At 68.0% G+C, this 10,952-nt stretch carries 10 protein-coding genes, 1 tRNA gene and 3 pseudogenes; 9 read left to right on the top strand and 5 right to left on the bottom strand.

Going from position 1 to position 10,952, the window contains the following annotated elements:
* Together ACLP4W_RS22550 and ACLP4W_RS22545 are read left to right on the top strand one after the other, a co-directional pair.
* Window positions 1–229, top strand: a pseudogene (locus ACLP4W_RS22550) (hypothetical protein); the annotation flags it as partial.
* A gap of 28 nt (window positions 230–257) precedes the next feature.
* Window positions 258–332: transfer RNA gene (locus ACLP4W_RS22545), tRNA-Thr, on the top strand.
* 358 nt (window positions 333–690) lie between these two features.
* On the opposite strand, the gene ACLP4W_RS22540 is transcribed toward ACLP4W_RS22545, so the two are convergent.
* Complete coding sequence (locus ACLP4W_RS22540) at window positions 691–1,290, bottom strand: class I SAM-dependent methyltransferase (RefSeq protein WP_442389636.1); 600 nt, start codon at window positions 1,288–1,290, stop codon at window positions 691–693.
* A 382-nt stretch (window positions 1,291–1,672) separates the two neighbouring features.
* Here ACLP4W_RS22540 and ACLP4W_RS22535 point away from each other — a divergent pair.
* Window positions 1,673–2,185, top strand: a pseudogene (locus tag ACLP4W_RS22535) (DUF4158 domain-containing protein); the annotation flags it as partial.
* Between the two features lie 887 nt (window positions 2,186–3,072).
* On the opposite strand, the gene ACLP4W_RS22530 reads toward ACLP4W_RS22535, so the two are convergent.
* Complete coding sequence (locus ACLP4W_RS22530; RefSeq protein ID WP_442389635.1) at window positions 3,073–3,957, bottom strand: A/G-specific adenine glycosylase; 885 nt, start codon at window positions 3,955–3,957, stop codon at window positions 3,073–3,075.
* Between the two features lie 30 nt (window positions 3,958–3,987).
* Here ACLP4W_RS22530 and ACLP4W_RS22525 point away from each other — a divergent pair, with 30 nt between their 5' ends.
* Both ACLP4W_RS22525 and ACLP4W_RS22520 read left to right on the top strand, forming a co-directional pair.
* Window positions 3,988–4,605 carry a carbonic anhydrase gene (locus ACLP4W_RS22525; RefSeq protein ID WP_442389634.1) on the top strand — a complete coding sequence of 206 codons (618 nt, stop codon included), beginning with the start codon at window positions 3,988–3,990 and terminating at the stop codon, window positions 4,603–4,605.
* Between the two features lie 114 nt (window positions 4,606–4,719).
* The gene (locus ACLP4W_RS22520) at window positions 4,720–5,523 is read left to right on the top strand and encodes a hypothetical protein (protein ID WP_442389638.1); all 804 of its coding nucleotides are present in this window, start codon (window positions 4,720–4,722) and stop codon (window positions 5,521–5,523) included.
* A gap of 26 nt (window positions 5,524–5,549) precedes the next feature.
* On the opposite strand, the gene disA is transcribed toward ACLP4W_RS22520, so the two are convergent.
* The 3 genes from disA to ACLP4W_RS22505 form a co-directional block, all read right to left on the bottom strand.
* The gene (gene disA, locus ACLP4W_RS22515) at window positions 5,550–6,623 is read right to left on the bottom strand and encodes a DNA integrity scanning diadenylate cyclase DisA (RefSeq protein WP_442389633.1); all 1,074 of its coding nucleotides are present in this window, start codon (window positions 6,621–6,623) and stop codon (window positions 5,550–5,552) included.
* Window positions 6,624–6,637: 14 nt separating this feature from the next.
* Window positions 6,638–8,077 (bottom strand): DNA repair protein RadA, encoded by a 1,440-nt coding sequence (radA, locus tag ACLP4W_RS22510; RefSeq protein ID WP_442389632.1) that lies wholly within the window; start codon window positions 8,075–8,077, stop codon window positions 6,638–6,640.
* A 68-nt stretch (window positions 8,078–8,145) separates the two neighbouring features.
* Entirely contained in the window at window positions 8,146–8,694 is a 549-nt protein-coding gene (locus ACLP4W_RS22505; protein WP_442389637.1) for a hypothetical protein, read from the bottom strand.
* A 304-nt stretch (window positions 8,695–8,998) separates the two neighbouring features.
* Between ACLP4W_RS22505 and carD the strand changes: the two genes are divergently transcribed.
* From carD to ACLP4W_RS22485, 4 genes and pseudogenes are all read left to right on the top strand, one after another.
* Window positions 8,999–9,487 (top strand): RNA polymerase-binding transcription factor CarD, encoded by a 489-nt coding sequence (gene carD, locus ACLP4W_RS22500; RefSeq protein WP_007166539.1) that lies wholly within the window; start codon window positions 8,999–9,001, stop codon window positions 9,485–9,487.
* 16 nt (window positions 9,488–9,503) lie between these two features.
* Complete coding sequence (gene ispD, locus ACLP4W_RS22495) at window positions 9,504–10,196, top strand: 2-C-methyl-D-erythritol 4-phosphate cytidylyltransferase (RefSeq protein ID WP_442389631.1); 693 nt, start codon at window positions 9,504–9,506, stop codon at window positions 10,194–10,196.
* Window positions 10,193–10,684 carry a 2-C-methyl-D-erythritol 2,4-cyclodiphosphate synthase gene (gene ispF / locus ACLP4W_RS22490; protein ID WP_442389630.1) on the top strand — a complete coding sequence of 164 codons (492 nt, stop codon included), beginning with the start codon at window positions 10,193–10,195 and terminating at the stop codon, window positions 10,682–10,684. Before ispD ends, ispF begins: the two co-directional genes overlap by 4 nt.
* An 84-nt stretch (window positions 10,685–10,768) precedes the next feature.
* Window positions 10,769–10,952 (top strand): annotated as a pseudogene (locus ACLP4W_RS22485) (cysteine--tRNA ligase); the annotation flags it as partial.

The following is a 10,952-nucleotide window of genomic DNA, read 5'->3' as shown; positions in this document are numbered from 1 at the left end:
GCTTGAGCAGCTCGCCGCCGTCGCCGACACGCTCAGCCGGCTGGCACCGGGGATGGAGGCACTGGAACCGGCCATCGCAACGCTGCAGGATGCCGTGATATCGCTGACCATGGTGGTCAACCCGCTCAGCAACATCGCCGACCGGATTCCGTTGCCGGGCCGCCGCCCGTCACGGCGCTCGCCGCCGCGGACTGTGCGTTCCCAGCGCGTCATCGACCACGACGAGTGAGCCGTTAGGCTGACACCGGTCAAAACCGGCCTCCTTAGCTCAGTGGTAGAGCACTCGCCTTGTAAGCGAAAGGTCGTCAGTTCAATCCTGACAGGAGGCTCCACAAAGGCGCAGTTCACGGGACGTGTCGCGATCTCGACAGCGATCAAGATCCGCGTCTTTGCCGTCATCTGCCGTCAACTCGATTTCTTGCCGTCACGTCGGGCGGCGGAAATCGGGGCGTCGGCCCATATGGGGCCTGCTTCGTGGCATCAAAAACGCGGCGGCGAAACGATTCGCTTCCTGTTCCGCGCCGGGGACCGTGGACGCCGACGACCCGTCGTGAATGGGTCGCTCGCGAGCTGGCCGCCAAGTACGGCGACCGGTTCCTGCCACCGGAGTCGCTGACGTCGTAATCGCAGCGAGCAGAGGCGGAATCGCGTAGACACGCCAAGCGTGGCTGCGATTCTGCGTCTGATGGCTTACTGGCGGGGCTGTAAGAGGGAGTAGTGGCCCTTGCCAAAGCGGGCCATTTCCGGTGCGTCGCCAGCGGACAGCAGCGTCCACGCGGGAGTGAAGCGGCGTTCGATTTCGGCCCGAGTGATGCCGCGGACGCCAAATTGCTCACCGGGATCAAGCCCGCCGATCAACAGCAGCGCGTCCGGCGCTGCCACCGCGGTGACCTCGCGGACACACGCGTCGCGGTCCTTGTCGGTCAGGTTATGTAAGCAGCCGTTGTCGACGATCAACGTAAACCCGGTCCCCACGCCCCGGGCCGAGCTGAGGTGGGTGACATCGGCCTGAACGAAGTTGACCGAGGCTTGGCGGGCTTGCGCCTTGGCGCGCGCCTTGGCCAGCGCCCTCGGCACGAAGTCCACACCGGTGACCTGCCACCCGTGCTGCGCCAAATAGATCGACGCGTCGCCGGTACCGCACCCGATATCGAGTGCGGTGGCCGCCGGCAGGGCGGGCGAGCCGTTGCCTTCGACCAGGTCGTGCAGACTTTTCGCCAGCGGATGGCCATCCCACGGTGTGAAACCGACTCGGTACATCGCACGGAACAACATGTTTCGAGATGCCATCACTCCACGGTAAACTTCATCACTTTCCTGGTGCCAGGTAGATCTGACTGACCCGCGCATCGGCATACTGCTGCCTGATCTCGTGATGACCCGCTGCGGAGGTATTGACCGGATGCTGTTTGCCGAGGCGCTGAAACCACGACGCGCCGCCGCTACCGCCGGATCTCGGCGCGGCACTGGCACGCTGCTACCCGCGCAAGCTCAACGGCTCCACGCTGGAGAACCACCCCGAGCTGTGGCCCGCGCCGAGCCGCTTCAACGAGAGGATGACCCGATGAGCGATCCCCTTGCGGGCGGCACCTCGACGGGCTTGCCACCCTGCGTTGACCGCGATTAGCGTCCCTGCGATGGCGGCCCGAACCGCGGGCCGTTTGGAGGCCAGATGCCGGTCCGCTATCTTTCCGAGCCAGAGCTGGCCCGGCTAAGCAGCTGGCCGGGCGAGATCGCCGACGAGGATGCGGTCACCTACTTCACACTCTCCGCTGACGACCTGTCCTGGCTGGCGGGCTTCAACCGTGCAGAGAATCGGCTCGGCGTTGCCGTGCAGCTGTCAACTCTGCCCTGGCTGGGATGGATTCCCGACGGCCTGGCCGGTTGCCCGCCGATAGCACTGGATCGGCTCGCGGAGGCTTTGGCCATTGCGGAGGGTGCCTCGTCGGCATTGCTTGCCGAATACGGCGGCTGGCAGGGACGCACGCGCCGAGAACACCGCGCCCGGGTGCTGACTCGCCTGGGTTGGCGCCTGTGCGCCGCCGGCGAACGCAAGCTGCTCGATGAGTTCCTGCTGGCCCGGGCGCTCGAACACGACGCACCAGGCGTCCTGCTCCAGTTGGCCTGCGACTGGCTGCGCGCCGAACGGATCGTCCGCCCACCTGTCGACAGCCTGACACGTAGGGTGGCCACGGCACGCGACGCGGCTCGCGCCGAGACCTATCACCGGCTCGGGCCGCTGCTGCAGCCACCGAGGCCGATGCAGCTGGACGGCTTGCTCGACGTCGACCCCGACCTGGGCCTGACTCGCTTGGCTTGGCTGCGCCGCGGGGCCACCGTCGCCACGCCCGAGCTGCTCACGGCCGAGCTGGACAAGCTGGAATTCCTGCGCCAACACGGCGCCGACCGCCTTGACCTGCCCCGGCTCCCGGTGGGGCGGCGGCGCATGCTGGCCGAGATCGGCCGCCGCTCAACCAATCAGGCGTTGCAGCGCGCCGCGGTCGACCGGCGCCACCCGGTCCTGTTGGCAACGCTGGCCGAAACCTACGTCGAGGTGCTTGACGAGCTCGTGCAGCTGCTCGACCAGGCGCTTGCCGGCGCGGATTCCCGAGCCCGCCACGAGCTTTCCCAGCGGCTCGTCGACCGCGCCAAGGCCGAGGCGGATCGTGCCCGGCTGCTCGACGAGATCCTCGACGTGCTTGCCGACCCGAACGTCCCCGACGAGCAAGCCGGGCGGGTCGTCCGGCAGCGGGTCGGCATGCCGCGCTTGATCGCCGCCCGCCGGCCACCTGAGGATCGCGGGCAGCGCAACCATGGGCACTTCGACCTGCTCGCCGCACGCTACAAGTACCTGCGTACCTTCACCCCTGCCGTGATCGCCGCGCTACCGCTGACCGGCAACACCGCCAGCCCGACCGTCACGGCGCTGATCACCGCGGTCGAGGTGCTGCGCGAGCTCAACGCCGCCGCCCGCACCGCGGTCCCGGACGAGGCGGCCACCGCCGAGGCGACGGTGTTCGTGCCGACGCGCTGGCGTGGCTACCTCGACGCCACCCGCGGCCACGGCCGCGGCTACCCCTCGCCCACCAGTGCGAACCGGCCGTCGACCGTCTGGGTGACCAGGCCGTCGGCCAATAACGATTCCAGCGCGCGGTCGCGCTGCTGGGTATCCGTCAGCCAAGCCAGGTCCAGCTCCGCCCGGGTGACCGGAGAGTCGTTGGCGCGCAATACATCTAGCAATCGACCGCGGACCTGACGGTCGGTCCCCGCGTAGGTCTGAACGCGGCGCGCCGGGCTGCGTGCGGGTGGATAGCCGGCAAGTCGCCATGCGCACTCGCGAAGCGGACACAATCCGCATCGCGGGGCCCGCGCGATGCATACGATTGCGCCCAACTCCATCAGCGCCACAGAAAACTTCGGCGCTATCTCGTCGGGTGGCAGCAATGCCGCGACGTCGGCGTGGTCGCGCGCAGCAGATGGTGCGCCGGCGTCGGCCAGGCCGTGCACCGCGCGGGCCACCACGCGGCGCACATTGGTGTCCACCACCGGTACCGGCCGGCGATAGGCGAAGCACGCCACGGCCCGCGCGGTGTAGGTACCGACGCCTGGCAGCGTCAGCAGCGTGTCGACGTCGTCGGGAACCACATCGTCGTGGTCGCGCGCAATGACGGTGGCGCATTCATGCAAGCGCTTGGCCCGCCTCGGATAGCCCAGCTTGCCCCAGGCCCGCAAGACGTCGGCAGGGCTGGCGGCTGCGGTGGCCGATGCGCTGGGCCAGCGCCGCACCCAATCGGGCCAGATCGACAGCACGCGGGTCACCGGGGTCTGTTGCAACATGAACTCACTGACCAGGATTTGCCACGCATCGACGCTCGGCTCTCGCCAGGGCAGGTCGCGGCGCGATCGGTCGTACCACGTCAAAAGTTCGTCGGCGGGAATGCGCTGTGAACTAGGCATTGGCGGCTGCGGCACAGCACAATATGTGCCATGCCCAATACCAGTCCGATAACCGCGTGGAAAGCACTCAAAGAGGGTAACGAGCGATTCGTCGCCGGCAAGCAACAGCATCCCAGCCAGAGCGTCGAGCATCGGGCCAGCCTGACCGGGGGTCAGAAGCCCACCGCGATTGTGTTCGGCTGCGCGGACAGCCGGGTGGCGGCCGAGCTGATCTTCGACCAGGGTCTTGGTGACATGTTCGTGGTGCGCACTGCCGGGCAGGCCATCGACTCGGCGGTCTTGGGCTCCATCGAGTTCGCGGTGACGGTGCTCGACGTGCCGCTCATCGTCGTGCTCGGACATGACAGCTGCGGTGCCGTCAAGGCGGCGTTGGGCGCGATCAACGAAGGTGCGATACCGGGCGGTTTCGTGCGGGACGTGGTGGAACGCGTGGCGCCGTCCATCCTGATGGGGCGGCGCGACGGCCTTACTCGCGTCGACGAGTTCGAGGAACGACACGTACGCGAAACGGTGGCGCAGCTATTGTCGCGCTCGACGGCCATCGCAGAGCGGGTGGCTGCGGGCACGCTGGCAATAGCGGGCGTCACCTATCACCTCGCCGACGGGCGGGCGGTGCTGCTCGATCACGCCGGCGATATCGGGGAGTAGCGCGGGAGTAACCCCGATTTGGGCCCGCCACTAACACGGCGGTTGGCCAGCTAACCCGGCGACACGCCGAGGCGGATCGAGCAAATCGGCGTGACCTGGGCCTACGGTGTGAACGTGCTGGATCTGGAACCGCATGGCCCGCTACCCACTGAGATCTATTGGCGGCGCAGGGGCCTGGCCCTGGGCATCGCGGTCGTCGTCATCGGGATCGTGGTCGCCACGGTCATCGCCTTCATGAGCCACAACGCGGGTGCCAAGCCCGCCAACGCGGACAAAGCCAACTCCGCTCAAGGCAAGCCGGGCTCGCCCGCACCTCAGTCGCCTCTCCCCGCCGGGCAGGAGGGCGCCACCCCGGCGCCCCCACCGGAGGGGCAAAACCCGGAGTCGCCCACACCCACCGCCGCGGTGCAGCCGCCGCCGGTGCTGAAGGAGGGCGATGACTGCCCCGATTCGACGCTGGCCGTCAAGGGCCTGACCAACGCGCCCCAGTACTTCATCGGCGACCAGCCGAAATTCACCATGGTCGTCACCAACATCGGGCTGGTGTCCTGCAAACGCGACGTCGGAGCCGCCGTGCTCGCCGCCTACGTCTACTCGCTGGACAACAAGCGGCTGTGGTCCAACCTGGACTGCGCGCCGTCCAACGAGACACTGGTCAAGGCCTTCACACCGGGCGAGCAGGTGACGACGGCGGTGACCTGGACCGGGATGGGCTCGTCGCCGCACTGCCCGCTGCCGCGGCCGGCGATCGGACCGGGCACCTACAACCTCGTCGTGCAGCTGGGTAACCTGCGCTCGCTCGCGGTTCCGTTCATCCTGAATCAGCCGCCACCGCCGCCGGGCCCGGTGCCAGGCCAGCCGGCGGTCGCGCCGCCGCCGGAGGCGCCGCCGGCTCCCGCGCCGGCTCCCGCGGGTTAATCGGGGCCAACACCTCTCAAGGCCTCTCAGGTTAAGGGGTCGGCGATCGTCGACTCCGCCAATTGCGACAGGCCTTCCCGCACGTGGCGGGCCCACATCGAGCCGATGCCGTCCACCGACCGCAGGTCGTTGGCGCTGGCCGCAAGCACGCCCTGCAGCGTTCCAAATGTCCGGACCAACAGATCCACGTGGGCGAACTGCAGCCGCGGAATGCCGGCCATCGCGCGGTAGCCACGCGGGCTCAGCGCCGAATCCTGTGCCTCCGTTGTCGTCGGATATCCGAAAACCTTTGCCAGAGCGGTGAGTTCGAGTAGTTCGGTGTCCGACAGGGAATCCAGCTCGTCAAGGGTGGCGATCACTTGCGCTTGCGAGAGCGGCTCGGGGCTGGCGTGGTAGTCACGCACAATCAATTCCCGGGCGATGTCGTTGCCGCCCAGCAGCTCCTCGAGTTGCAGGCGCAACTGGCGCCCGTCGGTGCCGAGTTCGACGCAGTCGTAGTCGATCACCAGGCCGATCCGCCGGACCAACTCGAGTCGCTGCACCACCGTCATCACGTCGCGCAGCGTGACGAAGTCCTCGATCTCCGCCCGTGACAGTTGCCTGCTGACCTCGTCGAGCCGGGTCTTGTACCGTTCCAGGGTGGCGATGGCCTGATTGGCCCGCGACATGATGGTCGCGGAATCGGCCACCACGTGGCGCTCCCCGCCGACGTAGACGGTCACGATGTTCATCGAGTGGCTGACCGAGATCACCGGGTAGCCGGTCTGGATCGCGGCCCGCTCCGCCGACCGGTGGCGGGTTCCCGATTCGTCGGTGGGGATCGACGGGTCCGGAACCAACTGCACGTTGGCCCGCACGATGCGGCTGCCGTCGGTGGACAGCACGACGGCGCCGTCCATCTTTGCCAGCTCGCGCAGCCGTGTCGGGGCGTAGCGGACGTCGAGGGCGAAGCCGCCGTCGCAGATGGCCTCGACGTTCTCGTCGTTGCCGAGCACGATCAACGCACCGGTACGGCCGCGCAGGATGCGCTCCAAGCCGTCACGCAGCCCGGTGCCCGGTGCCAGGCGGGCGACGGTCTCACGCAGTGTCGGACGGGTCACACCTTGTCATTCTGCTACGCGCGGGCCGGCGGCGGAGCGATGTGGAGCCGTTGCGGCCCGGGAGGCCTGCCGCTGCGGTGATCGGCGATGTCGATCATGTGCTCGAGCGCCGCGACGATGGTGGGCGCGCTCAGCGCGCGCATGCCCGGCGGCACCGTGTCCGACCGAAGGTCGCTACCCGCCGGGATGAGCGCGATGTTGAATCCCTGCCGTGCGGCTTCGCTCAGCCGCCGCTCCATGCCGCTGACCCGCCGCAGGTCGCCCGCCAGGCCCACCTCGCCGATCATCACCGCCGTGGTGGGCAGCGGCAGATTCGCGTACGCGGAGGCCAGCGCGATCGCAACGGCGAGATCCGCGGACGGGTCGGTCAACCGCATGCCGCCCACGGTGGACAGGTAGATGTCGTTGACGGCGATGGTCAACCTCGCGTGCTTTTCCAGCACGGCGGTGATCATCGCGGCCCGGGCGTGGTCGATGCCGCTGACGGCGCGGCGCGGCGAGCCGCCGGACGGCGCCGCGAGCAGCGCCTGGACTTCGCCGATCAGCGGTCGCTTTCCGTCCAGCGTCACGGTGATGGCGGTGCCGGGGACCGGTGCCGGCCGCTGATCCAGGAAGAGGTTCGACGGGTCGGCGACGTCCTCGATTCCGTTGTCGTGCAACATGAAACAACCGACTTCGTCGGCCGCGCCGAAACGATTCTTGATCCCGCGGACCATCCGCAAGCAGCCGTTGCGGTCGCCTTCGAAATGCAGCACCACGTCGACGAGGTGTTCCAGCGAGCGCGGTCCGGCGATGGCCCCTTCCTTGGTGACGTGGCCGACAAGGATCAAGGCGACGCCGTTGGTCTTCGCGGCCGCGGTCAGCGCGGCGGTTACCGCACGCACCTGCGTCACCCCGCCGGCCACGCCGTCGGCCTCGGTGGTGGACATGGTTTGCACCGAGTCCACGATGACCAGCGCGGGCCGGACGGTCGCAATGTGGTCCAGCACGGTGTGCAGGTCGGATTCGGCGGCCAGGTAGACCTCGTCTCCTGCGCAGCCGATCCGGTCCGCGCGCAGCCGGATCTGACCCGCGGACTCCTCACCGGAGACATACAGCGCCCGCCGGCCCGACTGCGCCCAGCGATGGGCGACCTTGAGCAGCAATGTCGACTTACCCACGCCCGGATCGCCCGCCAGCAGCGTGACCGAACCGGGCACCACGCCGCCTCCCAGCACCCGGTCGAGCTCAGCTATGCCTGTCGAGCGGTGCCGGCTGATATCAGGCTCGACGGAACTGATCGGAACGGCCCGCGAAGCCGAAGCCAGGCCCGCACGACGGCCGCCGCCGACCGCACTGAGCACCGCCACCTCGTCAACGGTGCCCCAAGTGCCGCACTCCTGGCAGCGGCCCACCCACTTGGGGGTGACATGGCGGCATTCCGAGCAGCGGTATTGCGAGCGTGCGTTGGCCACGACATGACCGTATCGGGATGGTGCGACAAGTCCGGTGTGACAGGCCCGTCGGACCCGCGCAGACCGGATTAGACGTTTTGCGGGCCCAATCCGGCCGAAATCGGCACCATCACGCTGGCCTGCCCGGCCTTCTCGAAACTGAAAGTGAAGTTGTAGGTGAGGCCGTTTGTGATGGGCTTGGCCAAAATGACGGTCGCCCTGGCCGCCGTGTTGGAGTCGAGCGGGCCCGGCGCCACGTACTGGCCTTCGGGCGTGCCGATGAACAGCATCCCGCCGGCGGGCAGTCGGCCATCGCCGCCGATCGTCACGGTGCCGATGTCAGTGGTGATGCCCACCAGTCTGTCCGTGATAACCGGCGACTGGTTGACGGCCACCGCCACCAGGTCCACCGTTCGGCCCGGCTGCAGGAAGTCGCCGGTCTGCACGGCTTGCATGCGGATGTCGCGCAGCGCCACGTTGTTGAACGTGACCTTGTTGCCGTTGACGGCGGGCTCCTGGGTGGCCATCTGCGAGATCTGACCGGCTCCGCAACCGCTGAGCAAGGTGGCCACCAAGGCGACCAGGCCGACGACGGCGACCCGGGCGACGCGCGCGGGAAGGTGGATCGGGAGGCTGATCTTGAAGCGGTTCACTCGATGCCTCCTGCTGGGCTCGCGCCATCATGACAGCGGTTCAACTTGCAACTATGCACAGTAGTAGGAACGTCCTGTCGGCGGTAGCGCAGGGCACCCACCAGCACAGCAGGCCTCCGGGAGGGGTCGCCGTGCTGGTCAAACGACGACGTTGGTAATGTGTGCCCTGCACGTCTTGCTCATTCTGTCAACCCCTAGTCTGCGCGCGTTGTGCCCCTGACCTGCAACGTTGCTTCGCGCGTGTTGGCCCGCCGTGTTAGAATGAAGTAACGAAAGGGGCTCGAATCAGATGATCTTCAAGGTCGGCGACACCGTTGTCTACCCGCATCATGGTGCTGCGTTAGTCGAGGCGATTGAAACCCGGACCATCAAAGGGGAACAAAAAGAGTATCTCGTCTTGAAAGTGGCGCAGGGTGACCTGACCGTTCGAGTTCCTGCCGATAACGCCGAGTACGTCGGTGTTCGCGACGTCGTCGGGCAGGAAGGCCTCGACAAGGTTTTTCAGGTGTTGCGCGCTCCCCACACGGAGGAGCCGACCAACTGGTCCCGCCGCTACAAGGCCAACCTCGAGAAGCTCGCCTCCGGCGATGTCAACAAGGTGGCCGAGGTCGTGCGCGATCTTTGGCGGCGCGACCAGGAACGCGGCTTGTCCGCCGGCGAAAAGCGGATGCTGGCAAAGGCCCGGCAGATTCTGGTCGGTGAGTTGGCGCTAGCCGAGAGCACCGACGACGCCAAGGCGGAGACCATCCTCGACGAGGTTCTGGCCGCCGCTTCCTGAGGACCCTGAGGCTTCGGTGGTCGGGGAAACGGGCGCCTCAGACACCGTCGTCGCGGTGGTCCCAGCCGCGGGGTTGGGGGAACGGCTGGCTGCCGGTGTACCCAAGGCCTTCTATCAACTCGAGGGGCGAACCCTTGTCGAATGGGCCGTTCAGGGCCTGCTGGACTCCGGGGTCGTCGATACCGTCGTAGTGGCGGTGCCTCCCGGCCTCACCGACGAGGCAAAGCTGATCCTCGGTGACACGGCCACGGTCGTCGCCGGTGGGGCGAATCGCACCGAATCCGTGAGCCTGGCCCTGTCCGCTTTGTCCGGGCCGCAAACACCGGCGTTCGTGCTGGTGCACGACGCGGCGCGGCCGCTGACGCCGCCGGGGCTGATCGTGCGTGTTGTCGACGCGTTGCGGGCCGGTCACGGCGCCGTGGTGCCCGCCCTGCCGCTGCATGACACCATCAAGGCCGTGGATGCCAACGGTGTGGTCCTGGGCACGCCGGAGCGGGCGGGCCTGCGCGCGGTGCAGACTCCGCAAGGCTTCGCCACCGATCTGCTGTTGCGCGCCTACCGCGCCTGTCAGGGCGCGGGTTTCACCGATGACGCGTCGCTGGTCGAGCATGTCGGCGGTCAGGTTCAGGTGGTCGGTGGCGACCCGCTGGCGTTCAAGATCACCACCGGGTTGGATCTGTTGCTGGCCCAAGCGATTGTGCGCCGGTGAACGAGCTGCCACGGGTCGGTTTGGGCACCGACGTGCACCCGATTGAACCCGGGCGACCTTGCTGGCTGGTGGGGCTGCTGTTTCCGGGTGCCGACGGCTGCGCAGGCCACTCCGACGGTGACGTGGGGGCCCACGCGCTGTGCGACGCGGTGTTGTCGGCCGCGGGGCTGGGTGATGTGGGTGCCGTGTTCGGGGTCGACGATCCGCGCTGGAAAGGCGTCACTGGCGCCGACATGTTGCGCCATGTCGTCGACCTGATATCGCGGCACGGCTACCGGGTGGGAAACGCTGCCGTGCAGGTGATCGGCAACCGCCCCAAGATCGGTCCGCGCCGCGCCGAGGCGCAGGAGGTTCTGGCGGGCCTGCTGCGGGCGCCGGTTTCGGTATCGGCGACCACCACCGACGGCCTGGGCCTGACCGGGCGCGGCGAAGGGCTGGCCGCCATCGCGACCGCGCTCGTCGTCCGTAATCGGGTAAGCGTGCTGTAGGCGCCGGGGCCCTGACGCCGGAGGGCGCTCGCCGTCGCTGGTCGCGGCAATTAGGCAGGGAATAGCCAGGTAAGCTGGCATGTCGTGACCGATCGCGCCCGCTTGCGGCTACACGACACGGCGGCCGGTGCCGTGCGTGATTTCGTTCCGCTGCGCGCCGGGCAGGTCTCCATTTACCTGTGCGGCGCCACCGTTCAGGGTCAGCCGCATATCGGACATGTCCGCAGCGGGGTGGCCTTCGACATCCTGCGCCGCTGGCTGATCGCGC

Origin of the sequence: Mycobacterium sp. (assembly GCF_052145595.1) — a bacterium.
Taxonomy (GTDB): domain Bacteria; phylum Actinomycetota; class Actinomycetes; order Mycobacteriales; family Mycobacteriaceae; genus Mycobacterium.
This window is presented reverse-complemented; position numbering and strand designations above follow the sequence as displayed.